The following is a 23,651-nucleotide window of genomic DNA, read 5'->3' on the forward strand; positions in this document are numbered from 1 at the left end:
AGGGCGCGCTCGGGGTCCCAGCCGAGCTGGAGGGTGCCGCTGGGCCGGAGCAGGACCGGGATCCGCGGATCGAGCTGCGGTCCGGCTGCGGGGACGGGGGCCGGTGCCATGCACCGACTCTGTCAGCCCCGTCCGCCGCGACGGCCGCTCCGGAGCCGGTTGTCCACAGGCTCACGGCACCCGGACCAGGTGTTTCGTGTCTTCTCCGGATCTGTCGAAACTCGACGGATCAGTCGGTCGGGCGCTCCGGGTCCGCGGACGGTCCACGGCCCTCTTCCCGCTCACGGGCCTCGGTCTCCTCGAGCAGGGCCATCGGGTCGAAGGTGCTCGAATCGCCGCCGATCACCCGGTCGACGAAGGCCGCGGTGTCGTCGAGGTCGCTCGGGTCAGGCAGCAGGTCCGGGTGCGCCCAGACGCCGTCGCGTCCCTCCATGCCGCCGGCCTCGGCGAGCTGACGCCACAGCTGCGCGGCCTCGCGGACCTTGCGGGGCCGCAACTCGAGGCCGACGAGGGTGGCAAAGGTCTGCTCGGCCGGTCCGCCGGTCGCGCGGCGACGACGCAGCGTCTCGCTGAGCGCGGCCACGCCGGGCAGCCGATCGCCGAGAGCGGCCGCGACCACCGTCTCCACCCAGCCCTCGATCAGGGCCAGCAGCGTCTCGAGGCGTTCGAGGGCCTGCTTCTGCTCGGGGGTGGTCTGCGGTTCGAAGGCGCCCTGCTGCAGGATCTCCTGGATCTTCGACGGATCGGTCAGCGCGCTCGGGTCGATGCCCTGCGCGGCCTCCTCGATCGCGGAGAAGTCCATCCGGATGCCACGCGCGTACTCCTCGACGGTGGCGAGCAGTCGCTGACGCAGCCACGGCACGTGCACGTACAGCCGCTGGTGCGCGGCCTCGCGGGCGGCGAGGAACACCAGGATCTCGCGGTCCGGCTGCTCGAGGCCCTCGCTGAACTTCTCGATGGCCGTCGGCAGCAGCGCGGCCACCCCGGTCGGCCCCAGCGGCAGGCCGATGTCGGTGGAGCTGAGCACCTCGGAGGAGAGTTGGCCGAGGGCCTGGCCGAGCTGCGAGCCGAACGCGAGTCCGCCCATCTGCGTGAGCATGCCCATCATCGGCCCGGCCATCTCGCGGGCCTCCTCGGGCAGGCCGGAGGCCCACATGCCGGAGATCTGCTCCGCGACCGGGTCGCACAGCCGCTTCCAGGTGTCGAGGGTGTTGTCGAGCCAGTCGGCCGCCGTCCATGCGACCGTCCGGGTGGCGCCCGCCGGCAGCGTTGTGGCCCCGTCGAGCCACAGCTCGGCGAGGTGCGAGGCGTCCGCGACCGCGGAACCGGTGCCCTCCGCGATCGGGGCGACCGTGCCCAGCTGTTGCTTCGCGAGCTGCTTGGCGACGTCGTAGTTCACCGGCCCGGCGGAGCCGCCGGAGCCCATCGAGTTGCCCATGCCGCTGAGCATCTGGCCGAACTGGGTCAGCATCTGGCCCAACGCCGCCGGGTCGAAGCCCTGCGCGCCGAAACCGAACGGATCGCCCTGGCCTCCCTGGCCGGGCCCCTTGCCGGGGTCGGAGTCGTCGTCGGAGTTCGAGAAACCAAACGGCAGATTGCTCATATCTCAACGGTACAAGGCGACGCGGCGTGTGGTGGCACGGGAAATGACGCCGAGGGCGAACATCACCGCGACCCGCGGGCCTCCTCTACTCTTCCGCCGCGGCCCGACCTCTACGCTGGGCCGGGTGAATCGACGGATTGTCACCCTGGTCGCTGCGCTCGTGCCGGTGCTGGCGCTGTTGCTGTTCGGGATGTCGGTGACGGTGCCGTTCGTGGCGCTCGGTCCCGGCCCCACCTTCAACACCCTCGGCGAGGTGGACGGCAAGCAGGTCGTCGAGATCAAGGGCACCGAGGTCGATCCGACGTCGGGCAACCTCAACATGACCACCGTCTCGGTGCGGGACGGGCTGAACATCTTCGAGGCCTTCGGTTACTGGCTCAGCGGCCGCCACGGACTGGTGCCGCGCGAGGAGGTGTACCCGGCGGAGAAGACCCGGGACCAGGTCAAGGAGGAGAACACCCAGGAGATGCAGCAGTCGGAGAGTTCCGCCGAGCTGGCCGCACTGAATTACCTGAACCTGCCGGTCGCGGTCGAGGTGTCCGACGTGTCGGCTGACGGGCCGGCCGCCGGGGCGCTGCGCGAGGGCGACCAACTGCTGACGGTCAACGGTGAGCCGGTGCGCACCGTCGGCGAGGTGCAGAAGGCCGTGGCCGCGCTGAGCCCGGGCACGGTGGTCCAGATCGGGGTTCGGCGCGACGGCCAGGACCTGACGGTGCCGGTGACACTCGGCGAACGACCGGGCGGACACGGCGCCGGTTACCTGGGCATCACCCCGACGGAGAATCCGGAGGTCCCGTTCACCGTCGACTTCAACCTGGCGGAGGTCGGCGGGCCGTCGGCGGGGCTGATGTTCACCCTGGCGGTGATCGACAAGCTGTCCCCGGGCGAGCTGAGCGGCGGGGAGTTCGTCGCGGGCACGGGCACCATCGACTCCGGCGGCGCCGTCGGCCCGATCGGCGGCATCCAGTACAAGCTGATTGCCGCCCGCGACGCCGGTGCGACCACCTTCCTGGTGCCGGCGCGCAACTGCGACGAGGCCCGTCAGCGCACGCCGGACGGGCTGCGACTGGTCAAGGTGGAGAACCTTGACGGTGCGGTCGAGGCGCTGGACTCGCTGAACGCCGGCGGCGAAGCGCCCGCCTGCTGATGAGGTGGCTGCTGTTGGTCGGCGCGATCGTCAGCGAGGTCACCGCCACGTTGTCGCTGCGCGCGGCCGTCGACCACCCGGGGTGGTACGTGCTGGTGGTGGCCGGTTACGGCGCCTCGTTCGTGTTCCTGGCGGCGGTCCTGAAGCGGCAGATGCCGGTGGGCGTCGCCTACGGCATCTGGGGCGCAAGCGGGGTCACCGCGACCGCGATCCTGGCGGCCTGGCTGTTCGGTGACGCGCTGACCTGGCTGATGGGTGCGGGGATCGCGCTGGTCATCGGCGGCGTCCTCATCGTGGAGGTGGGTTCGCAGAAGGCCGAGGAGTCCCGGGCGCGGGCACTGGCCGACACGGACGTGCCGGTCGGGTCGGAGCGCTCGCGATGACCTGGGTGCTGCTGATGGCCGCGATCGTGCTGGAGGTGACGGCGACGCTGAGCCTGAAGGCGTCCGACGGCTTCACTCGGCGCCGGTGGATCGCGCCCGTGGTCCTGGGCTACCTCGCGTCGTTCGGGCTGATCGCGGTGGTGCTCGCGCGGGGCATGGCGGTGGGGGTGGTCTACGGCATCTGGGTGGCCTGCGGCGTTGCGCTCACCGCCGTCCTCGGCCGCGTGGTCTTCGGCGAGCCGCTGACCAGGGCGATGCGTTTCGGCATCGCCCTGATCATCGGCGGTGTGCTGCTGATCGAGCTCGGCTCGGTCGCGGGCTGACCCGGTGGCCTGAGCCGACCGCGTGTCGGTCTGCGCCCCGGACTCAGTCGTCGGACGCGTCGAACGTCGCGTACAGCGCGTGCACCAGGTTCGGCGCGAGGTCGTCGTAGGTGACCAGTTCCGGTTCCGCGTCGTCGTCGTCCTCGGGCATCAGTTGCAGGACGCAGGCGGACGGCCCGTCTCGCAGCACCGCGGCGATCAGTCTGGCCGCGCGCCGCTCCGGGTGGGCCTGGGCGGTGGCCCGGGCGATCTCGTCGGCGGCGTGCTCGTCGGTGAGCACCGGCGCGACCGCGTGGTCCAGGTCGGACTCGGCGGTCGGCGGCAGCACCACGATCTCCTGCACCAGGACACACCCGACGACGCCGTCGGGCCAGCTGGTGGTCGCGAGGAACTCGTCGAGGGCGGGTGACCCGCCGCCGACGTCGTCCGGGAACGGCTCCTGCTCGATCGGGGTCAGCTCGGCGCCGTCCTCGAGCTGGTCGTGCAGTTCCGGCTCGGCGGCGGCCAGCACGGCGGTCGGGACGAGGGCGAACATCTGCGGGGGCCGGCCCCAGCCGCCCGCGTCCGCGAAGTCGGCGACCTCGCGCACACAGCGCGGCAGGGCGTCGGGGGAGAGGTCTGGCTGGTAGCCGTAGTCGAGGCCGTCGAAATCACTCACCCGACCATCCTCCCACCTCGCGGGGACGGCAGGCGCCTTGCCGGTCCGTGAATCGACGTACAGTGGACGGCAACCACGGCGGTGCACGTCACCGCCGCAACCGCGGCGCCTGGCGTGCCGCCTGAAATACGGAGAGTGGCACGTGGGCATGCGGCCCCCCACCGGTCTACCGACGTTGTCCCGACGGAGCCGAGTGTTGTTGGTGCTGGCACTCGTTGCGGCGGCGCTGCTGCTGATCGGACCCCGGCTGATCGACACCTACACAAATTGGCTGTGGTTCGGCGAGGTCGGCTTCCGGGAGGTCTTCACCACGGTGCTGTTCACGCGCGTGGCGATGTTCGTCGTCTTCGGACTCCTCATCGGTCTCGCCACCTTCCTCGCGTTGTTCCTCGCGTACCGCAGCCGGCCGGTGTTCGTGCCGGTCGCCGGACCGAACGATCCGATCGCGCGGTACCGCACCACGGTCATGAGCCGGCTCAAGGTGTTCGGGGTCGGTATCCCGATCGCGATGGGCATCCTCGCCGGCCTCATCGCCCAGTCGAACTGGGTTGCGGCACAGATGTTCGTCCACGGCGAGTCGTTCGGGATCACGGACCCGCAGTTCGGACTCGATGTCGGGTTCTACGCCTTCGACCTGCCGTTCTACCGGCTGGTGCTGAACTGGCTGTTCGTGGCGGTCATCCTTGCGTTCCTCGCTAACCTGCTGACCCACTACGTCTTTGGCGGGCTGCGGCTGAGCGGGCACGACGGTGCGCTGACCAAGTCCGCCCGCATCCAGCTGGCCGTGCTGGCCGGTACCTTCGTCCTCCTCAAGGCCGTTGCCTACTGGTTCGACCGCTACTCCCTGCTCACGAGCGGTCGTAAGGAGCCCACCTTCACCGGTGCCGGCTACACCGACATCAACGCGGTGCTGCCGGCCAAGCTGATCCTGCTCGCCATCGCGGTGATCTGCGCCCTCGCGTTCTTCTCCGCGATCTTCATGCGGGACATGCGGATTCCGGCGATGGCGACCGGTCTGCTGGTGTTGTCCTCGGTGCTGGTCGGTGCGGTGTACCCGCTCGTGGTCGAGCAGTTCTCGGTCAAGCCGAACGCGGCGGACAAGGAGAGCGAGTACATCGAGCGGAACATCGCGGCCACGCGCGAGGCGTACGGCATCACCAACGAGCAGGTGACGTATCAGCCGTACTCGGGTGACGGCACCGCGGCGCCGCGCGACGTGCCGGCCGACGTCACCACCATCGCCAACGCGCGCCTGCTGGACCCGAACGTGCTCTCGCCCACCTTCACGCAGCAGCAGCAGCGGCAGAACTTCTACGGGTTCCCTCCGACCCTGGACATCGACCGCTACACGATCGCCGGCTCGATGGCCGACTACATCGTGGCGGCCCGCGAGCTCTCGCCGAACAACCTGCAGGGCAACCAGACCGACTGGATCAACAAGCACACCGTCTTCACGCACGGTGACGGGCTGGTGGCGGCGCCCGCCAACCGGGTGACGGCCCCGGTGCTGGACCCGACCCAGGACTCCTCGAACAACGCGGGATACCCGATCTACACGGTCAGTGACATCGCGTCGCTGGCCGAGGGCAAGCAGATCATCAAGGTCGACCAGCCGCGAATCTACTACGGCGAGGTGATCGCCCAGGGTGCCGAGGACTACTCGATCGTCGGCGGTACGCCGGGTTCGGCGCCGCGGGAGTACGACACGGACACCACGAAGTTCACCTACGACGGCCAGGGCGGCGTCCCGCTCGGCAACTGGGTCAACCGTCTGGCGTTCGCGGCCAAGTACACCGAGCGCAACATCCTGTTCTCCGGCACGATCGGCTCCGACTCGAAGATCATCTTCAACCGGGACCCCCGCGACCGCGTCGGTGAGGTGGCCCCGTGGCTGACCACGGACGGCGACGCCTACCCCGCGGCGGTCGACGGGAAGATCGTCTGGATCGTCGACGCCTACACCACGCTCGACAACTACCCGTACGCGCAGCGCAGCTCGCTCGAGGGACTGGTGGCCGACAGCGTCGACGCGAACACCGGCCGACTGCTCCCCAAGAAGGAGGTCTCCTACATCCGTAACTCGGTGAAGGCGACCGTCGACGCGTACGACGGCACGGTGAAGCTCTACCAGGTGGACGAGAAGGACCCGGTCCTCAAGGCCTGGATGGGGGTGTTCCCCGGCACGGTGGAGCCGCAGAGCGAGGTCACCGACGAACTGCGGGCGCACTTCCGTTACCCGGAGGACCTGTTCAAGGTGCAGCGCGAGATGCTCGCGAAGTACCACGTGGACGATCCGCGAGAGTTCTTCACCAACAACGCCTTCTGGTCGGTGCCCAACGAGCCGACCGTCGAGAACTCGAAGGAGAACGAGCCGCCGTACTACGTGCTGGTGGGTGATCAGGAGACCGGGGACCCGTCGTTCCGGCTGACCAGCCCGATGGTCGGGTTCCGCCGGGAGTTCCTCTCCGCCTACATCACGGTGAACTCCGATCCCAAGGACTACGGCAAGATCACCGTGCTGCAGCTGCCGATCAACAAGCAGACGCAGGGGCCGGCGCAGTCGCAGAACTCGATGATCTCCGACGCCCGGGTCGGCTCGGAGAAGGCGCTGCTGGAGAAGACCAACAAGATCCAGTACGGCAACCAGCTCGCGCTGCCCATCGCGAAGGGCGGCATCCTCTACGTGGAGCCGATGTACACCGAGCGCAGCGGGGCCAACACGGCGACCTTCCCGCAGCTGACCCGGGTGCTGGCCAGCTACCAGGAGCCCGGCCCGACCGGCCGCATCCGGGTGGGTTATGCCGCCACCCTGGCCGAGGCGCTTGACCAGGTCTTCGACGGCGGGACATCCGGCACCGCAACGGCTCCGGGCGGTAGCGCGACCACGCCGCCGCCGAGCGGTGGCACGCCGCCCGCACCGGAGACGGCGCCGGCACCGCTCGCGCCGAACGCGGCCGCGGTTGTCGGGGAACTCGACGCCGCGCTGGCGAACCTGCGCGCGACGCAGCAGAGCGGTGACTTCGCCGCGTACGGCGCCGCGCTCGATCGACTGCAGAAGGCGGTCGACGCCTACCAGGGCCTGCCGAAGTAGGTCCGGCAGCACACGAGGAAGGCCCCGCCATCATCGATGGCGGGGCCTTTCCGGTCTCCGGGTCAGCGGGCGAGGCTGGCCAGGAAGACGTTGTTCGAGTCGATCAGCTGCTTGACCTGGTCGCCGTAGCCGACCTGGTGGGCGGCCGCGACGGCGGCATCGGTGGCCTGCTTCACCTGGTCGGCAGAGGGCGCCGGGAAGCTCGGGGGCAGGACCGGCACGGCGGGAGCGACCGGGGCGACCGCGGCCGGGGCGGCGGGCGCGGGCTCGGCGATGGGTGCCGGCGCCGGGGTCTCCTCGGCGGCGGTGGTCAGGTACTGACCGCAGTGCGGCCACGCGCCGGGGCCCTGGCTCTGCAGGGTGTTCTCGGCGACGCGGATCTGCTCGGCCTTCGAGGCGCCGTGCGGGGAACCGGTGCCGCCGTTGGCGGTCCAGGTGCTCTGCGAGAACTGCAGGCCGCCGTAGTAGCCGTTGCCGGTGTTGATGCCCCAGTTGCCGCCGCTCTCGCACTGCGCGACGCCGTCCCAGTTGTGAGTGGCGGCGGAGGCGGTGCCGGTGGCGAGACCGAACGGGACTGCGACGAGGGCGCCGGTGACGGCTGCGAATCCAAGTGCGCGAGTGCTGAGCTTACGAGTCGTCATGCGGGTAAATCCTCTCCGCGCTTGCTGACGGGGCCGGCCTGGGCGGTCGAGACTGTCGACCTCGCCCGGCATCGAGATGGCGCCGCGTCCCTGCCCCTCGAAGGTTTTGGGGTTCCGATCCCGCGGGGCAGAGTCGTGCAGCGGCGGGTCGGCTCAGCCCGGTTGTTTCGGGCCGGTGGCGACCGTACGCATCAAAACGAGGCGGGTCACTTAGCTGAACGTTTGTTCAATCCATGGGTTTGGGGGCGCGGATTCCGGCATTTCCCCAGCTCGCGCCGCATCGTTGCCGGTTAGGTGCGAGTTTGTTACCTGTCCGTTATGTGGCTGGGATCACCGGCATTTTGTGCCCCCGGTCACCCGTCGGACCCTCCTCGCTGGGGTCGAACTGGCGATTTGTGTTCCGTTCGCGCACTCGTGTAACTTCGTTCATGCATCGCGGGGTGGAGCAGCTCGGTAGCTCGCTGGGCTCATAACCCAGAGGTCGCAGGTTCAAATCCTGTCCCCGCTACCAAAGTACGAAAGCCCGGTCCTCGGACCGGGCTTTCGGCGTTTCCGGGTGCGGCCGGTCGTGGTCGGACCGGCGCCTACGGCGGGTGGTCAGGGGCACTCAGAAGTTCGTGTAGAGTAGTAAGTGCATCGCGGGGTGGAGCAGCTCGGTAGCTCGCTGGGCTCATAACCCAGAGGTCGCAGGTTCAAATCCTGTCCCCGCTACCAAAGTACGAAAGCCCGGTCCTCGGACCGGGCTTTCGTCGTTCCCTGGGTGGTGAGCCCGGGCGTTTGTCGTTCCCTGGGTGGTGAGCCCGGGCGTTTGTCGTTCCCGGGGTGGTGAGCCCCGGGCTTGTGTGGCTTCTCGGGTCGGGCATCCGTCGTCTCTGGGGTTCTGCGGGTGGTCGGCGTAGGTTCGTTCCCGACGGACACGTTCAGTGGTCCGAAGACGAAAGGGCGGAAGCCGTGATCTTCATCGTCGTCAACTTCACTGTGCGGCCCGAGTATTCGGGCAGATGGCTCGAACTGGTGCAACCGTTCACCGATGCGACCCGGGCCGAACCGGGCAACCTGTGGTTCGACTGGTCCCGCTCGACCGAGAACCCCGACGTCTTCGTTCTGGTCGAGGCCTTCCGTGACGACGAGGCGGCCGTTGCGCACGTGCAGAGCCGGCACTTTCAGGACGCAATGCGGGACTTGAAGCCGGCACTGGTGAGCACGCCGAGAATCATCAACACGAAGATCGACGCCGCGGACTGGTCGCTGATGGGCGAGCTCGCCGTCGACTAGAGGCCCCCTCTGGGCGAGTGGTAATTGACGTCCGAAAAGTGGGCTACAGTAGTAAATGCATCGCGGGGTGGAGCAGCTCGGTAGCTCGCTGGGCTCATAACCCAGAGGTCGCAGGTTCAAATCCTGTCCCCGCTACCAAGGTACGAAGGCCCGGTCCCGCAAGGACCGGGCTTTTGTCGTTTCCGGGGTGGTGAGCCCGGGCTTTCGTCTTCTCCCGGGCACTCAGGTGTACGGCGAGTCCATCTCGATCAGCACCCGACGCATCAACTTGCCGGTGGCATTGCGGGGCAGCTCCTCGAGGAAGACCACCTCGCGGGGCACCTTGTACCGGGCGAGGTGCGTCTTGACGTAGGCCTTGAGGTCCTGTTCGTCGCGCGGCGCGCCAGCGGCGGTCACCACGTAGGCCTTGAGGCGGTGACCGAACTCGGTGTCCTCGACACCGATTACCGCCGCCTCCAAGACATCCGGACGGGCGACGAGCAGGTTCTCGACCTCGAGCGGGTAGACGTTCTCGCCGCCGGAGACGATCATGTCGTCGTCGCGGCCGTCGACGAACAGCAGTCCGTGCTCGTCGAAGTGTCCGACGTCGCCGGTGCAGAGCAGCCCGTTGATGCGCTCCTTGTCGTGACCGTCGGTGTAGCCGTTGAAGCTCAGCCCGCTGGAGACGAAGATCCGGCCGATCCGTCCGGGCTTGGTGATACGGGTGCCGGCGTCGTCGTACAACTCCACGTGGCAGGTGACCGGCGCGCGGCCGGCGGTGCCGGGTGCCTCGGCGAGTTCGGCGGGAGTTGCCACCGTCGCGACCGCGACTTCCGTTGAGCCGTAGAGGTTGTACAGGACGTGCCCGAACGCCTCGGTGGTCCGGGTGCACAGGTCGGGGGAGAGGGCGGAGCCGGCGGCGAAGATCACCTTGAGGTTCGAGGTGTCGTACTTCGCCACCGTCTCGGCGCCGAGGTCGACGATGCGCTGCAGCATGGTCGGCACCACCACCAGTGTGTCGGCGCGATTCTCGGCGACCAGGGACAGGGCCGCCTCGGGGTCGAAGTTGCGCTGCATCACGACGGTCTGACCGAGCGCCAGCGCGACGCCGACCTGTGAGAGCCCGGTGCCGTGGAACGCGGGCGCGGCCATCACCATGGTCTGGCCGTTGCGCAGCGGGATCCGGTCCAGGAACTGCGCGGCGGACAGCGCCGAGGTGCGTTCGCGGGGCGCGCCCTTGGGTGTTCCGGTGGTGCCGCTGGTGAGCAGTACGAAGCTGCCGTGCGTGGGCGGGCGCGGCACGGTGTCGGTCGGCCGGTCGAGCACCAGTTCGTCCAGGGCGCGGACGCGTCCGGAGGGGTCCTCGCCCCAGGACAGGTAGCGCCGCACGTCGGCGGGCAGCGCGTCCGCGACCTCCTGGAACTCCTCGTCGTAGACGAACGCTCGAACCTGTTCGCGGGCAGCGACATCCATCAACTGCGGCGGGGCGAACCCGGTGTTCATCAGCACGAGTTTGGTGCCGGCCTTGGCGGCCGCGAGCATGGCCAGCACCAGGCCGCGGTGATTGCGGCACATCGCGCCCATCACCGAACCCGGCGTGACGCCGTCCGCGACCCAGGCGCGGACCAGGGCGTTGGAGAGTTCCTCGAGCTCGGCGTAGGTGAGCTGGCCCCGCTCGTCGACGACGGCGACCGCGTCGAGTCCGTTCCGGGCGTGCGCGTGGACCACCCCGGCGAAGGGCCCGTACCTGTCCACGGAGAGGATCGAGTAGATGCCGCGGTCCGCCCGCGGGATGGGCACCAGGCCGGCGCGCAGAATGACCCTCGCTGCTCCGAGGTTGTCGGTCACCTTCTTGAGTGCGCCTGGCATGTGGTTCTGCCCCCCTGGGAAACGGATGCGAAAGTGTGCCGGGGTCGGTCGGCATCCAGCCTAGATGTCGGGCGCGTAAATCTGCAGGGTTTGAAAACGGCGGAAGGACACCGTGGCGAGGCCGGACCTCGCCGCGGTGCCCCTCGGTCGAAACGGGCGTTGCTACTTCAGCTCGGACGACGACTTGCCGAGGATTCGGCGGGCGACGATGAGCTGCTGGATCTGCTGCGTGCCCTCGACGATGTCGAGGATCTTCGTTACGTGTGGTCGCCACCTTGGGTGTTCGAATTACCGCAGGTGGCAATTGCTTTCACTGGTTTCCTGTTTTGCATGAATGTCGACGCCAGTGACCTGAGTCGGGACCGGGCCGGGACGAGATGTGCCGGTCGACCTCGCTCGTCGGCCCCCTCTGGCAGGATGCCGGGCACGGGCGCACCGACACCGGGCTGGTACCCGAACCCTGACGGCTCCGACTCGATGCGGTACTGGGACGGCCAGAAGTGGACCGCCGTGCAGGCGAATGACGCACCGACCATCCCGACGGCCCCCATCCCCGCGCCGACGCCCGCTGAGCGGGAGCCGACGAAGCGCGGCCCGAAGATCGCCGGCGGCATCGCCCGGGCGGTCGTGGCCCTCGCGGCGATGGGTGCCATGTTCGGCGGAGGCGGCGAGGATGTCGCGGATGCGCCAGCCGTGAGCGGCGGGGTGTCCGACGAGATACGGCAGGCGGCGCGGGACGCGAAGGCTGCGCCAGTGAACGCGGAGTTGCAGTGCGAGGAGTTGGCGACGGGGCAGGCTGACTCGCCGTCGACGGTGGACTTGCCGGGGCGCATCAGGTGCGTGGCGGCCTAGATGCGTGCGGCCGTCCTGCCGTGTGGTTGCATTTGACGATGTCGTTACGTGCGCTTTGGAAATCTATTGCTGTGGCAGTTGGCCTTGTCGTTGCCCTGTATGTGGCAGCCGCGATCCGACTGGGCAGTCCGCCGCACGCAGACAATCACCCGACGATGGTATAGGCGGACGTAGCAGTGTGAGGTACGTGCCGGTGCCGCCCTGGATGGCGTCGTCGTACTCGGGGTCACCTTGTTGTTGTCAGCCTTCGGCACTCCTGTGCGAGCTCGCTGATTCATGCCGGCGCGAGCGTGAAGACGCCAGAGGTCTGGACGCACCTGTGGCCCGGCGAGGATGAGCGGACCCGGCTTGCGATGGACTCCGCGCCAAGCCGCGACCGGGTCGGGACCGGCGGTGGCGAGGCTGGCTCGGATGACGAAACCGCCCCCGTCGCGGGGAACTGCGACGAGGGCGGCTTGGTGCTGTAATGCTGACCTGACCTGCTACTTCAGCTCGGACGACGACTTGCCGAGGATTCGGCGGGCGACGATGAGCTGCTGGATCTGCTGCGTGCCCTCGAAGATGTCGAGGATCTTGCTGTCGCGCGCCCACTTCTCGAGCAGGGGACGCTGCGAGTAGCCGAGGGTGCCGGCGAGCTCGACGGCCTTGAGCGAGACCGCGGTGCCGGTGCGTCCGGCCTTGGCCTTCGACATCGACGCCTCGAGCGAGTTCGGCTTCTTGTTGTCGGCCATCCATGCCGCGCGCAGCGACAGGAGGTAGGACGCCTCCCAGTCGGCCTCGAGCTGCAGGAACTCGGCGGCCGCGGCGTGCTGGTTGTAGGCGGGGGTGTCGTAGGAGACCTCCACGCCGGCGTCGGAGAGGACCGTCCGGAGCTCCTCGAGGGCCGCGCGACCGAGGCCCACTGCCATGCCGGCGACGATCGGGCGAGTGTTGTCGAAGGTCTGCATGACCCCGGCGAAACCCTTCTCGACGTTCACCTCGGGGGTGCCGAGCAGGTTGTCCTTCGGGATCCGGCAGTCCTGCAGCAGCAGCACCGCGGTGTCGGACGCCTTGATGCCGAGCTTGTGCTCGAGCCGGGCGACGCTCAGGCCCGGAGCGTCCCGCGGGACCACGAACGACTTGATCGCGGCGCGGCCCTTGCTCTTGTCGACGCTCGCCCAGACGACGATGTGGCTGGACCGCTCGCCGGCGGTGACGAAGATCTTCTCGCCGTTGAGCACGTACTCGTCGCCGTCGAGCACGGCGGTGGTGGTGACCGCCGCCGAGTCGGAGCCGAAACTCGGCTCGGTGATGGCCATCGAGGCCCACACCTTGCCGAAGCGCTCGAGCTGTTCGTCGGTGGCCACGGCGGCGATCGCCGAGTTGCCCAGGCCCTGGTACGGGATGGAGAGGGTCAGGCCCACGTCGCCCCAGCAGGTCTCGATGACGTTCATCAGCGAGGACATGTTGCCGCCGTTGGCATTTCCGATGACGCTCGGTGCGTCGCCGCGCCCGAGCGCGGCGCCGGACGCACCCGCGCCCGAGTCGTTGAGGCCCTCGACCATGGCGGCCATGGTGTCGAGTTCCTTGGGGTAGGCGTGCTCCGCGAGGTCGTACTTGCGCGAGATCGGCCGCATGATCTGCGCCGCGACCTGGTGCGCCTGGTTCGCGGAGGCTTTGAGCTTCTTGGGGAGTTCGAGGTTGATCATCACAGTCTCCTAGTGGTGCAGCAGCGGCGTCAGATGAGGACGATGCCCTCGGCAACGCCGATGGCTCGGAGGTCGCGGTACCAACGCTCGACCGGGTGCTCCTTGGTGTATCCGTGGCCGCCGAGCAACTGGACGCCGTCCAGTCCGATCTGCATGCCCTTGTCGGACGCCAGCTTTCGGGCCAACGCCGACTCACGTGCGAACGACAGGCCCTGCTCGGCGCGGGAGGCGCCGCGGAGGGTGACCAGGCGCAGGCCGTCCAGTTCGATGGCGATGTTCGCCACCATGAACGCGACGGCCTGGCGGTGGCTGATCGGCTCGCCGAAGGCCTCACGCTCGTTGACGTACGGGATCACATAGTCCAGGACGGCCTGGCCGGTGCCGACCGCCATCGAGGCCCAGCCGAGGCGGGCCAGGCGGATCGCGTTGGCGTAGTCCTCGGTGCGGGCCGTCGCGTCGCCGTCGCCGAGGATCGCGGACTCGGGCACCGCAACGTCGGTGAGGATCAGTCGGCCGAGGCCGGCGGCGCGCAGGCCCATGCTCGGGTCGGCTTCCACGACAAGGCCCTTGGCGTCGGACTCGACGATGAAGAAGGTGGGCCGGCCGTCCAGCTCGGCGGCGACCAGGAACAGCTCGCAGTCGGCGGCGGCGGGGACGAACGACTTGACGCCGTTGAGCTTGTAGCCGCTGGGGGAGCGGACGGCCTTGGTCTGCAAGGCAAACGGGTCGAACAGTGCCCGCGGCTCGTTCACCACGACCGCGGCGTTGGGCACCTGCTCGCCGGTGAACGCCGGCAGGTAGGTCCGCTGCTGACCGTCGGTGCCCCACTGGGTGAGCGCGACCGCGACACCGCTGGGCGCGAGGATCGGCAGGGCCAGGCCCATGTCGCCGTGTGCGAGCGCCTCGGCCACCAGGGAGTTGGTGACGGCGCCACGCTCGCTGGCCGCACCGTCGAGTTCCTCGGGGACGTTGATGAGGGTGATGCCCAGCTCGGCGGCCCGCTTGGTCAGGTCCGCGGGGGAGGCGGCGGCCTCGTCGGCGTCGTGCGCGGCGGGGCGCAGGATCTCGGCGGCGAAGTCCCGGACCGTCTCGACGATCATCTGCTGCTCGTCGTTGGGCGTGAGGTCGAAGTAGCCGGCGTTCTTGCTGGCACCGTCGGGGAGACGCTTGGGCTGGTTGCCGCCCGCGACCTTGGTGAAGGTGCGGGTGGCGGCGCCGAGCGTCTTGAAGCCGGTCTTGGTGCCCTCGTAGGTGACGCGGTCGATGGTCTGCCGGAGGTTGTACTTCTCGGCCAGGTCGGAACCGGTGATCCGGGTCAGCACACGCATTGCGGCGCCCATGGCGTCCCGCTTGATCGGGTTCAGTCCGACGCCCGAGGTGTCGCGGGGCTCGCGCGTCGCACCGTTCGATTTCACAACGCTGTCTTGCTTGCTCATGATCACCAGGTTTCTCGGTGTTCGGTCTTGGACGGCCTTATCTTACTCTGGAGTAAGAAGTGAAGTCGAGCGGATCCGGTCAGTGATCACCGTCACTGTGGGCAGTGGTGTCCCGAACCTGCACGAAACCTTCACATTTCCCGACTGGCATCCCCACACCCGCCCCTTAGTGTCGAGATCATGACCCAGCGCAGAGTGCTCGTCGTCGACGACGAACGCACCATCTCCGAGTCGATCGCGGCACGCCTGCGCGCCGAGGGCCACCACGTACAGACCGCCGCCGACGGTCCGGACGCGGTGATGCGCTGCGCCGAGTACCGGCCGGACCTGGTGGTCCTGGACGTGATGCTGCCCGGCTTCGACGGACTCGAGGTGTGCCGGCGGATTCAGGCGGACCGCCCGGTCCCGGTGCTGATGCTGACCGCCCGTGCCGACGAGACCGACCTGGTGATCGGGCTGGGCGTCGGCGCCGACGACTACCTGAGCAAGCCGTTCAGCATGCGGGTGCTGGTGGCGCGGGTGGCGGCGCTGCTGCGCCGCGCCGACCGCACGCTCGTGGCAGCCGAGTCGGACGTCCTGGTGTTCGGCGACGTGACCATGGACCTGACCCAGCGGCGGGTCCGCGCCGCCGACCTCGAGGTGCACCTGACCCGGACCGAGTTCGACCTGCTTGCGCATCTCGCAGCCCGGCCGCGCGCCGTGATCGACCGCGAGTCGCTGCTCGAACAGGTGTGGGGCTGGGGTGACGGGGCGAACAGCCGCACCGTCGACAGTCACGTGAAGGCCTTGCGCCGCAAGCTCGGAGGGGACCTGATCCGCACCGTGCACGGCGTCGGGTACGCGTTGGAGGCGCCGCGATGAGGCTGCCCAGGCCACTGGACCCGCTGCGCTCGTTCAAGGTGAAGACCGGCCTGCTCGTGGTGGCCTCGCTGGTCCTGGCGTCCGTGACGTTCTGGGCCGCCTCCCAGTGGCAGTTCCGGTTTGCACTGCTGACGGCGCTGGTCGTCGCGCTGGTGGTCACCCAGGTGCTCGCGCACGGGATGACGTCCCCGTTGCGGGAGATGACGGCGGCGGCCCGAGCGATGGCGACCGGTGACTACTCGCGCCGCGTCCGGGCCACGTCCCGTGACGAGATCGGCGAGCTGGCCGTCGCATTCAACCAGATGGCGGCGGACCTCGAGGCCGAGGACCGGTACCGACGCGAGCTGGTGGGCAACGTCTCGCACGAGCTGCGCACCCCGATCACGGCGTTGCAGGCCGTGCTCGAGAACGTCGTCGACGGGGTGGCCGAGCCCGACGAGGCGACGATGCGGGCGGCCCTGGCCCAGACCGAGCGGCTGGGCCGGTTGGTGACGGACCTGCTGGATCTCTCACGGCTCGAGGGCGGCGTGGTTCCGTTGCAGCGCACGGTGTTCGAGGTGCGGCCGTTCCTCGACGAGGTGGTGCGCCTGGCGGCCGACCCCGCCCGCCCCACGGCCGTCCGCATCGACGTCGAGCCGACGGGGCTGCGCGGTCACGCCGACCCCGCGCGGCTGCATCAGGTGGTGGCCAACCTGCTCGACAACGCCGCCCGGCACGGTTCCCCCGAGTCGCCGGTGCTGGTGCGGGCCCGCCCCGGTGACGCGGCGTGCGGGCTGGTCCTGGACGTGCACGACGACGGCCCCGGGATCGCGGCCGTCGACCGGTCCCGGGTCTTCGAACGGTTCACCCGGGGCGGCGCGCAGGACGGCGGCACCGGCCTCGGCCTGGCGATCGCCCGCTGGGCGGTCGAACTGCACGACGGCCGGATCGGCGTCGTCGACACCGAGACCGGCTGCTGTATCCGGGTGGTCCTACCGCCCGGCTGACCGCCGGATCCCCTTCTCCTCCCGATCGATTCCGTCGGGACGCGTCGTCACCCGACGGCGCGTCCCGCGATGACCCCTGCCCCGAGACGACCCCTGCCTGACGCCCACCGACCCGAGGAGACCCTGTGACGACGACTGCAACCACAACCGAAACACCCGTGCCCACGCCGGCCCGGCCCGGGCGGCTCCGCGCCGCCTGGCGCCCCGACCGGACGTCGGTGGCTCCGCGGGCAACCCTGGTCGCGGCCCTGGGGGCGGGTGCCGTTGCTGCGGTGACGCTCGACCCGTCCCTGGTCAGCATCGCGTACCTGCTGGCCGGTGCGGCGGTGGCGGCCACGGCGTTCGTCACGGTCGCGCCGCGACCGACGGGCCTGCAGGTGTGGGCCGTCGCCGCCGCGCTCGCGTTGCTGGCCGTGGCGGCGATCCGGGGCGCGGGCTGGCTCGTCCTGGTGTGCGTGGCCGCGAGCTGGATGGTCGGTTCGGTCGCGCTGGTGGGGGGCCGGACCTGGACGGGCCTGGCCCTCGCCCCGGTTTCGTTGTGGTGCACGCCTACCCGGCTGGTGGGCTGGGTGCACCGCGGCCGGGCGCGGTACCCGAGCGCGTCCCGGGTGCGGCCGGGGCGGGTGCTGGCGGTGGCCGCGGTGAGCGCATGCCTGGTGCTGCTCTTCGGTGCACTGTTCGTCAGCGCCGACCCGGAGTTCGGCCGGGTGTTCGAATCGGTGGTACCCAGCGTGGGACTGGGCAATCCGATTCCGCACCTGGTGCTGGGCGTCCTGGTGGCGGGTGCGGCACTGGCGTCGGCCTACCTGCGCCGGCGATCGCCGCGGCTCGACGCGCTCGCCCCCGCCCCCGCGCGTCCGTTGGCCCGCTGGGAGTGGGCGGTGCCGGTGGCCCTGCTCGACCTGCTGTTCGCCGCCTTCGTCGCGGTGCAGCTGCGGGTGCTGTTCGGCGGCGACGGTCACGTCATGGGCACCGACCACCTCACCTACGCCGACTACGCACGCCAGGGGTTCTGGCAGCTGTCTGCGGTGACGGTGCTGACCCTGCTGGTCGTCGCGGTCGCGGTGCGCCGGATCGACACCACGGCGCCGCGCGACCGCCGACTCGCCAGGGTGGCGCTGGGCCCGCTGTGCCTGCTGACGCTGGTGGTCGTCGCGTCCGCGGTGCACCGGATGGCCCTGTACGAGAGCGTATTCGGGTTCACCCGGCTGCGGCTGGGCGTGATGGCGACGGAGCTGTGGCTGGGCGCGGTGTTCGTGGCCCTGCTGGCGGCCGGGGTGCGGATGACCGGTCGCTGGCTGCCGCGGGCGGTGCTGGCGTCGGCGGTGCTCGGGACGCTGGCCTTCGCCGCGATCAACCCCGACGGGCACATCGCCGACCGGAATGTGGCGCGGTACGCGGAGACCGGCAGCATCGACGTGTCCTACCTGCGGGGGCTGTCGGTGGACGCGGTGCCGGCGTTGGACCGGCTGCCCGAGCCGGTGCGCTCCTGCGCGCTGCTGGGGATCGGCGTCGGCGGCGGCGCATCGGGCTTCGCGTACAACGCCGCGCGCTCGCGGGCGGCGCAGATCCTGCGGGAGCGCCCGGTGGGGCCGTGCGACCTCGGTCGGTGGTGACCCGCCCCGTGCCGGGTCGCGGTGGCGGCTCGAAGTTTGTGGGATCGTTTCCCCATGCCGGTCATCGCGCAGGTCTTCGCCGCCCTCGCCGCCCTGCTGCACGTCGCGATCTTTGCGATGGAGAGCCTGCTGTGGACGCGGCCGCAGGTGTGGAAACGGTTCGGGTTGACCAGTCAGCAGGACGCCGAGGTGACGCGGCCGCTGGCCTACAACCAGGGCTACTACAACCTCTTCCTCGCGATCGGCATCGTGGCCGGTCTGGTCATCGGGGGAGTCGGCGGGCACGCGATCGTCGTGTTCTGCTGCGTGAGCATCATCGGTGCCGCGATCGTGCTGGCCTCCAGCGGTGCGGCGTACCTGCGGGCCGCCGCGGTGCAGGGGGTCTTCCCGGTGCTGGCGTTGCTCGCCGCGGCGGTCGTCTAGGCGGGAGGTGGCACGGTCTCCCGCGCCGGCCAGTTCTAACCCTCGGCGCGAGAGAACTTCAGCCGCAGGCCCTTCGGGCGCAGCGTCAACGTCTCCTCGACGGCGAGCGCGTATCCGGGTTCGGGCTCGACGTCGAACCGCACGAGCAGCGTGGCCAAGGCGAGCGTCATCTCGTGCAGCGCGAACTGGCGCCCGATGCAGGACCGGATCCCGGTGCCGAACGGCTTGAACAGTTCCGGCGCGCGGCCGCGGCTGTTCTCCGGAGCGAACCGGTCCGGGTTGAACTCCTCCGCGTCGGACCCCCAGGCCGGATCGCGCTGGACGGCGAGCAGGAGCACGAAGACCCACTCGCCGGCCGAGATGTCGTGGCCGCCGAGCGTGGTGTCCTGCTTCGCCGACCGGAAGAACCCGGGCGCGGTCGGCCACAGGCGCAGCGCTTCGGAGATCACCTGGCGGGTGTAGCGCAGGCGCGGGACATCGTCGTAGGTCACCTCGCCGCTCGACACGACGGAGCGGGCCTCGGCGCGCATGCGCGCCGCGATCTCGGGACTCTGCGCGATGAAGTGCAGTGCGAACGCGAGGGCGTTCACCGAGGTTTCGTGGCCGGCCACCAGGAAGGTCAGCACCTGGTTGCGGATGTTCTCGGCGTCGAGCTCGATGGCGCCGTCCGGGTGCAGCATGCGGTCGAGCAGGTCGGACCGTCGCTCGCCGGTGGTTCGCCGCTCCTCGATCACCTCGTCGACCGTGCGGACCAGCAGTCCCTGGTCCAGCTCGTTCTGCCTTTCCTCCTTGCGTCGCAGCAATTTCCCGACGAACGGCAGCGGGAGAGCGGACCTCTGCGCGTGGGTCAGGGTGCGGCTCATCGCGCCGACCAACGGGTGCTCGGCGCCGCCGAACGAGTCGAAGGTGTACCCGAACCCGCAGCGGCCGATGACCTCGAGGGTGAGCTTGCCCATCTGCTCGACGACGGGCACGAATTCGCCGGCGCGGGTGTCCAGGCTCGTACACAGCTCGTCGACGACCTCGGTCATCGTGCCGTGATAGGAGACCATCGCCTCCTTGGTGAATGCCGGCAGCAGGACCTCATGGGCCTTCGCCCAGTTCGATTCCCAGTTGTAGGCCGTGAACAGGGCGTCGCCCACGACCGGCCGCAGACGCTCGAGCGGGCGGCCGACGAACTTCTCCCACACGGTCTCGTCGTAGACCTGCGCAGCCAGCTCCGCAGAACCGACGAAGGTGAGGTCGGTGCCCATGATCGAGCGGCGGTAGATCGGTCCGATCTCCTCGAACCGCTTCAGCGTGGTCTGGTTCGGCGTGACCGTGTTCAGGCCCAACACGTCCCCCACGAACGGCACTCGGCGCGGCGGGTGGGGAATGGTCGTCTTCGGCACTAGGTCCTCCTGTGGTCAGGCACGAAGGTCCTTCTGTGGTCAGGCGCGAAGGCGCTCGAGCACCGCGTCGTGCAGCAGCCCGTTGCTCGCGACCGCGCTGCCCCCGTGCGGGCCGGCGGTGCCGTCCAGCGACGTGAAGCGTCCACCGGCCTCGCGGACCAGCAGGTCGAGCGGCGCCAGGTCCCACAGCGACACCTCGGGCTCGGCCGCGATCTCGAGCGCGCCCTCGGCCAGCAGGCAGTAGGAGAAGAAGTCGCCGTAGCCGCGCACCCGCCACACCTCGTCGGTGAGATCGACGAACTGGTCACGGATGCCACGGTCGCGCCAGCCGCTCAGGCTCGAGAAGCTCAGGCTCGCGGCACCCAGTCGGTCCACCGCGGACACCGAGATCTGTGCGGCCGCGCCGCCGTCGAAACTGGTGAACGCGCCGTCGCCGGCGCAGGCCCACCAGCGCCGGGTCAGCGCGGGGGCGCTGACGACGCCGACCACCGGGACGCCGTCCTGCAGCAGCGCGATCAGCGTGGCCCACACCGGCACGCCGCGCACGAAGTTCTTGGTGCCGTCGATCGGGTCGATCACCCACTGCCGGCCCTCGAACCGGGCGTCGCCGCCGAACTCCTCGCCGAGCACCGCGTCGTCCGGACGTTCGGCCGTCAGCCTCGCGCGCACCGCGCGCTCGACGGCCAGGTCCGCGTCGGAGACCGGCGTCAGGTCCGGCTTGTCGTCCACCTTCAAGTCCAGCGCGCCGAACCGGGCGCGGGTGATGGTGTCGGCGTCGTCGGCGATGCTCAGGGCGAGTTCGAGATCGGTCACCGGACGAACCTACTCGACTGTGCCTCCGGACCGCCGTCCCGTGCGGGCGGCGGGCACCACGGACCGCCCCACGACGACCGCGGCACCGGCTGTCGGCGGGCACCGGTAGCCTTGGGAACCGTGCAACCCGACGTTTCCGCAGACCTTGCCGAGCTCGACACCACTCTCACCACGGTCGAGAGGGTGCTGGACGTGGATGAGCTGCGCCGACGCATCGACGAACTCGAGCATCAGGCAGCAGACCCCGACCTGTGGAACAACCAGGACCACGCCCAGCAGGTGACCAGCCAGCTGTCCCACGCGCAGGCCGAACTGCGGCGCGTCGAGGGCCTGCGGCAGCGGCTCGACGAGATGCCGATCCTCTACGAGCTCGCCGAGGACGAGGGCGGCGACGCGGTGGCGGACGCCGACTCGGAGCGGGCGAGCCTGCGCGAGGACATCGCGGCCATGGAAGTCAAGACCATGCTGTCGGGTGAGTACGACGAGCGCGACGCGCTGGTCAACATCCGCTCCGGCGCCGGCGGAGTCGACGCCGCGGACTGGGCCGAGATGCTGATGCGCATGTACATCCGCTGGGCCGAGAAGCACGGCTACGGCGTCGAGGTCTACGACACGTCGTACGCCGAAGAGGCCGGCATCAAGAGCGCGACGTTCGCGGTCAAGGCGCCCTACACGTACGGCACCCTCTCCGTGGAGATGGGCACCCACCGCCTGGTGCGGATCAGCCCGTTCGACAACCAGGGCCGCCGGCAGACCTCGTTCGCCGAGGTCGAGGTGCTGCCCGTGGTGGAGACGACCGACCACATCGACGTCAACGAGAACGACGTGCGCGTCGACGTCTACCGCTCGTCCGGCCCCGGTGGCCAGTCGGTCAACACCACCGACTCCGCGGTGCGGCTGACGCACATCCCCACCGGCATCGTGGTGACCTGTCAGAACGAGAAGTCGCAGCTGCAGAACAAGGTCTCGGCCATGCGGGTGCTGCAGGCCAAGCTGCTCGAGGTCAAGCGCCGTGAGGAGCGGGCCGAGATGGACGCGCTCAAGGGCGACGGCGGCAGCTCCTGGGGCAACCAGATGCGCTCCTACGTGCTGCACCCGTACCAGATGGTCAAGGACCTGCGCACCGAGTACGAGGTCAACAACCCGTCCGCGGTGCTCGACGGCGACATCGACGGCTTCCTCGAGTCGGGGATCCGCTGGCGGATGCGCGGGGAGCAGAACTAGTTGTCGGTCCTCGCGCTCAACCTGCTGCCGGAGAACACCACGACCCTGAGCAACTGGTTGAGGACCAGTTTCCTGGAGATCGTGTTGTACGTCCTCGGCGGTCTGATCGTCGGGCGCTTCCTCAGCTGGGCCGGCAACCGCATCACCGACCGCATCGACCTGAACTACAGCCAGGGCGACGCGCTGGTGCGCTCGGAGGCCACCAAGCACCGGCACGCGCTGGCGCAGGTGATCACCTGGGTGCTCATCACCATCGTCTACGTGCTGGTCACCGTCGAGGTGCTCCAACGCCTGGGCTTCGCGGTGTCGAGCCTGGTCGCCCCGGCCACCGTCCTCGGCGCCGCGCTCGGCTTCGGCGCCCAGCGGGTGGTGCAGGACATCCTGGCCGGGTTCTTCATCATCGCCGAGCGGCAGTACGGCTTCGGTGACGTGGTATCGATCATGGCCGTCGGCGCCGGGGACGCGGCGCTCGGCACCGTCGAGGACGTGACGCTGCGGGTCACGCGCTTGCGCTCGTCCGACGGCGAGGTGATCACCATCCCGAACGGTCAGATCGTCAAGGTGGTCAACCTCTCCAAGGACTGGGCACGCGCGGTGGTCGACGTCCCGATCCCCGCGACGGTCGACATCAACCACGTCAACGACGTGCTGCACAGCGTCGGCCGGGAGGCGTACCAGGACCCGGACCTCGAGCCGCTGCTGCTCGACGAGCCGTCGGTGATGGGGGTGGAGAGCATCGAGGTGGACACGGTGAACATTCGGATGGTGGCCCGCACCCTGCCCGGCAAGCAGTTCCAGGTGGGACGCGAACTGCGGGCCCGGGTCGCGGAGCGGCTGCGCCGCGAGGGGATCCTCGTCGGCCCGGAGCTGATCACCGACCAGCCGGTTCATTCCTCCCAGCCGGATCATTCCTCGTGACCGCGGAGCAGGGGCCTGACTCGCCCGGTCTCGGCTGGTACGAGAAGGTGCCGAAGCGCCTTCTCGGCGGGCGTGTCCGGACCTCGACGGTGCTCCTCGTCGTCGCCTTCCTGGCGACGGCGGTGTTCTACATCTACCTCAATCCGCCGCCGCCGGAATCGGAACAGTCGCCCGCGCCGGTACAGACCACCGCCGAGCCCGAGGCGCCGCGGCAGCAGCAGTCGACGAGCCGGCCGCCGACCTCCACCACGCCCACCCCGACGACGCCGTCGCCGAGCCCGGGCGCCGAGCCGTCCGTGACCACGGAGACCACCCCGACGAAGCCGCCGCTGATCGTGCTGCCGCCCGGGATGACCATCCCGTCCGGGATGGAATTACCACCCGGCGTGGTGGGCGAGGCCCCGACCACGCCGACCACGCCGACGTCGCCGACGCCGGAACCGACGCCGAGCACCCCCTGACCGAGGCCCGCTG

At 69.7% G+C, this 23,651-nt stretch carries 21 protein-coding genes and 3 tRNA genes; 16 read left to right on the plus strand and 8 right to left on the minus strand.

Annotated features, from left to right (window positions below):
- Positions 1 to 229: 229 nt before the first annotated feature.
- The gene (locus RT2_RS11975) at positions 230 to 1,603 is read right to left on the minus strand and encodes a zinc-dependent metalloprotease (RefSeq protein WP_072845026.1); all 1,374 of its coding nucleotides are present in this window, start codon (positions 1,601 to 1,603) and stop codon (positions 230 to 232) included.
- A 124-nt stretch (positions 1,604 to 1,727) separates the two neighbouring features.
- Between RT2_RS11975 and RT2_RS11980 the strand changes: the two genes are divergently transcribed.
- From RT2_RS11980 to RT2_RS11990, 3 genes are read left to right on the plus strand one after another with little or no spacing between them, the layout of a single operon-like run.
- Positions 1,728 to 2,750: a YlbL family protein gene (locus RT2_RS11980; RefSeq protein WP_072845027.1), complete on the plus strand. Its 1,023-nt coding sequence runs from the start codon at positions 1,728 to 1,730 to the stop codon at positions 2,748 to 2,750.
- On the plus strand, positions 2,747 to 3,133 hold the full coding sequence (locus RT2_RS11985) for a DMT family transporter (protein ID WP_072845028.1): 387 nt from the start codon (positions 2,747 to 2,749) through the stop codon (positions 3,131 to 3,133). Before RT2_RS11980 ends, RT2_RS11985 begins: the two co-directional genes overlap by 4 nt.
- Positions 3,130 to 3,456, plus strand: coding sequence for a DMT family transporter (locus RT2_RS11990; RefSeq protein ID WP_072845029.1), 327 nt, complete (start codon positions 3,130 to 3,132; stop codon positions 3,454 to 3,456). The genes RT2_RS11985 and RT2_RS11990 overlap by 4 nt, the downstream gene beginning before the upstream one ends.
- Before the next feature lie 43 nt (positions 3,457 to 3,499).
- Here RT2_RS11990 and RT2_RS11995 read toward each other — a convergent pair whose 3' ends face one another.
- Positions 3,500 to 4,114 (minus strand): PPA1309 family protein, encoded by a 615-nt coding sequence (locus tag RT2_RS11995; protein WP_245709366.1) that lies wholly within the window; start codon positions 4,112 to 4,114, stop codon positions 3,500 to 3,502.
- Between the two features lie 142 nt (positions 4,115 to 4,256).
- Between RT2_RS11995 and RT2_RS12000 the strand changes: the two genes are divergently transcribed.
- Positions 4,257 to 7,205 carry a UPF0182 family protein gene (locus RT2_RS12000; RefSeq protein WP_072845030.1) on the plus strand — a complete coding sequence of 983 codons (2,949 nt, stop codon included), beginning with the start codon at positions 4,257 to 4,259 and terminating at the stop codon, positions 7,203 to 7,205.
- A 62-nt stretch (positions 7,206 to 7,267) separates the two neighbouring features.
- On the opposite strand, the gene RT2_RS12005 is transcribed toward RT2_RS12000, so the two are convergent.
- Positions 7,268 to 7,846 (minus strand): transglycosylase family protein, encoded by a 579-nt coding sequence (locus tag RT2_RS12005; RefSeq protein ID WP_072845031.1) that lies wholly within the window; start codon positions 7,844 to 7,846, stop codon positions 7,268 to 7,270.
- A gap of 434 nt (positions 7,847 to 8,280) precedes the next feature.
- Between RT2_RS12005 and RT2_RS12010 the strand changes: the two genes are divergently transcribed.
- The 4 genes from RT2_RS12010 to RT2_RS12025 all read left to right on the plus strand — a co-directional run bounded on the left by RT2_RS12010 (position 8,281) and on the right by RT2_RS12025 (position 9,259).
- A tRNA-Met gene (locus RT2_RS12010) sits at positions 8,281 to 8,357 on the plus strand.
- 126 nt (positions 8,358 to 8,483) lie between these two features.
- A tRNA-Met gene (locus RT2_RS12015) sits at positions 8,484 to 8,560 on the plus strand.
- A 237-nt stretch (positions 8,561 to 8,797) separates the two neighbouring features.
- Positions 8,798 to 9,121 (plus strand): putative quinol monooxygenase, encoded by a 324-nt coding sequence (locus RT2_RS12020; protein WP_072845032.1) that lies wholly within the window; start codon positions 8,798 to 8,800, stop codon positions 9,119 to 9,121.
- A gap of 61 nt (positions 9,122 to 9,182) precedes the next feature.
- Positions 9,183 to 9,259 (plus strand) — tRNA-Met (locus RT2_RS12025).
- 84 nt (positions 9,260 to 9,343) lie between these two features.
- Here the strand turns inward: RT2_RS12025 and RT2_RS12030 are convergent.
- Entirely contained in the window at positions 9,344 to 10,969 is a 1,626-nt protein-coding gene (locus RT2_RS12030; protein ID WP_072845033.1) for an acyl-CoA synthetase, read from the minus strand.
- A gap of 417 nt (positions 10,970 to 11,386) precedes the next feature.
- Here RT2_RS12030 and RT2_RS25870 point away from each other — a divergent pair, with 417 nt between their 5' ends.
- The gene (locus RT2_RS25870; protein WP_072845034.1) at positions 11,387 to 11,821 is read left to right on the plus strand and encodes a DUF2510 domain-containing protein; all 435 of its coding nucleotides are present in this window, start codon (positions 11,387 to 11,389) and stop codon (positions 11,819 to 11,821) included.
- 482 nt (positions 11,822 to 12,303) lie between these two features.
- Here RT2_RS25870 and RT2_RS12040 read toward each other — a convergent pair whose 3' ends face one another.
- Positions 12,304 to 13,509: an acyl-CoA dehydrogenase family protein gene (locus RT2_RS12040; RefSeq protein ID WP_072845035.1), complete on the minus strand. Its 1,206-nt coding sequence runs from the start codon at positions 13,507 to 13,509 to the stop codon at positions 12,304 to 12,306.
- A gap of 29 nt (positions 13,510 to 13,538) precedes the next feature.
- The gene (locus tag RT2_RS12045) at positions 13,539 to 14,951 is read right to left on the minus strand and encodes an acyl-CoA dehydrogenase family protein (RefSeq protein WP_072845036.1); all 1,413 of its coding nucleotides are present in this window, start codon (positions 14,949 to 14,951) and stop codon (positions 13,539 to 13,541) included.
- Between the two features lie 174 nt (positions 14,952 to 15,125).
- On the opposite strand from RT2_RS12045, the gene RT2_RS12050 reads away from it, so the two are divergent.
- The 4 genes from RT2_RS12050 to RT2_RS12065 all read left to right on the plus strand — a co-directional run bounded on the left by RT2_RS12050 (position 15,126) and on the right by RT2_RS12065 (position 18,831).
- A complete protein-coding gene (locus RT2_RS12050; protein WP_072845037.1) occupies positions 15,126 to 15,806 on the plus strand; it encodes a response regulator transcription factor in 681 nt (226 codons plus the stop codon).
- Positions 15,803 to 16,792, plus strand: a complete 990-nt coding sequence (locus RT2_RS12055; RefSeq protein WP_072845038.1) for a HAMP domain-containing sensor histidine kinase — start codon at positions 15,803 to 15,805, stop codon at positions 16,790 to 16,792. The genes RT2_RS12050 and RT2_RS12055 overlap by 4 nt, the downstream gene beginning before the upstream one ends.
- A 125-nt stretch (positions 16,793 to 16,917) precedes the next feature.
- Entirely contained in the window at positions 16,918 to 18,408 is a 1,491-nt protein-coding gene (locus tag RT2_RS12060; protein WP_307718210.1) for a DUF4153 domain-containing protein, read from the plus strand.
- A 54-nt stretch (positions 18,409 to 18,462) separates the two neighbouring features.
- The gene (locus RT2_RS12065; protein WP_072845040.1) at positions 18,463 to 18,831 is read left to right on the plus strand and encodes a DUF1304 domain-containing protein; all 369 of its coding nucleotides are present in this window, start codon (positions 18,463 to 18,465) and stop codon (positions 18,829 to 18,831) included.
- Positions 18,832 to 18,866: 35 nt separating this feature from the next.
- On the opposite strand, the gene RT2_RS12070 is transcribed toward RT2_RS12065, so the two are convergent.
- Both RT2_RS12070 and hisN read right to left on the minus strand, forming a co-directional pair.
- On the minus strand, positions 18,867 to 20,222 hold the full coding sequence (locus tag RT2_RS12070; protein ID WP_072845041.1) for a cytochrome P450: 1,356 nt from the start codon (positions 20,220 to 20,222) through the stop codon (positions 18,867 to 18,869).
- 39 nt (positions 20,223 to 20,261) lie between these two features.
- Positions 20,262 to 21,035, minus strand: coding sequence for a histidinol-phosphatase (gene hisN / locus RT2_RS12075; protein ID WP_072845042.1), 774 nt, complete (start codon positions 21,033 to 21,035; stop codon positions 20,262 to 20,264).
- A gap of 120 nt (positions 21,036 to 21,155) precedes the next feature.
- On the opposite strand from hisN, the gene prfB reads away from it, so the two are divergent.
- The 3 genes from prfB to RT2_RS25445 are packed head-to-tail and all read left to right on the plus strand — an operon-like array spanning position 21,156 to position 23,638.
- Positions 21,156 to 22,259: a peptide chain release factor 2 gene (gene prfB / locus RT2_RS12080; RefSeq protein WP_072845175.1), complete on the plus strand. Its 1,104-nt coding sequence runs from the start codon at positions 21,156 to 21,158 to the stop codon at positions 22,257 to 22,259.
- On the plus strand, positions 22,260 to 23,177 hold the full coding sequence (locus RT2_RS12085) for a mechanosensitive ion channel family protein (RefSeq protein WP_083577343.1): 918 nt from the start codon (positions 22,260 to 22,262) through the stop codon (positions 23,175 to 23,177).
- The gene (locus RT2_RS25445) at positions 23,174 to 23,638 is read left to right on the plus strand and encodes an Rv3103c transmembrane domain-containing protein (protein WP_139191211.1); all 465 of its coding nucleotides are present in this window, start codon (positions 23,174 to 23,176) and stop codon (positions 23,636 to 23,638) included. Before RT2_RS12085 ends, RT2_RS25445 begins: the two co-directional genes overlap by 4 nt.
- Positions 23,639 to 23,651 lie beyond the last annotated feature (13 nt).

The sequence above is a fragment of the Rhodococcus tukisamuensis NBRC 100609 genome (genome assembly GCF_001894985.1).
In the GTDB taxonomy this organism is placed as follows: domain Bacteria; phylum Actinomycetota; class Actinomycetes; order Mycobacteriales; family Mycobacteriaceae; genus Rhodococcus_G; species Rhodococcus_G tukisamuensis.

What these genes read in the sequence shown, in the direction of transcription:
- RT2_RS11990 (WP_072845029.1), top strand. Translation starts at nt 3,130, where the DNA reads ATGACCTGGGTGCTGCTGATGGCCGCGATCGTGCTGGAGGTGACGGCG.
- RT2_RS12050 (WP_072845037.1), top strand. Translation starts at nt 15,126, where the DNA reads ATGACCCAGCGCAGAGTGCTCGTCGTCGACGACGAACGCACCATCTCC.
- RT2_RS12005 (WP_072845031.1), bottom strand. Translation starts at nt 7,846, where the DNA reads ATGACGACTCGTAAGCTCAGCACTCGCGCACTTGGATTCGCAGCCGTC.
- RT2_RS12055 (WP_072845038.1), top strand. Translation starts at nt 15,803, where the DNA reads ATGAGGCTGCCCAGGCCACTGGACCCGCTGCGCTCGTTCAAGGTGAAG.
- RT2_RS12065 (WP_072845040.1), top strand. Translation starts at nt 18,463, where the DNA reads ATGCCGGTCATCGCGCAGGTCTTCGCCGCCCTCGCCGCCCTGCTGCAC.
- RT2_RS11975 (WP_072845026.1), bottom strand. Translation starts at nt 1,603, where the DNA reads ATGAGCAATCTGCCGTTTGGTTTCTCGAACTCCGACGACGACTCCGAC.
- RT2_RS12030 (WP_072845033.1), bottom strand. Translation starts at nt 10,969, where the DNA reads ATGCCAGGCGCACTCAAGAAGGTGACCGACAACCTCGGAGCAGCGAGG.
- RT2_RS25870 (WP_072845034.1), top strand. Translation starts at nt 11,387, where the DNA reads ATGCCGGGCACGGGCGCACCGACACCGGGCTGGTACCCGAACCCTGAC.
- RT2_RS12040 (WP_072845035.1), bottom strand. Translation starts at nt 13,509, where the DNA reads ATGATCAACCTCGAACTCCCCAAGAAGCTCAAAGCCTCCGCGAACCAG.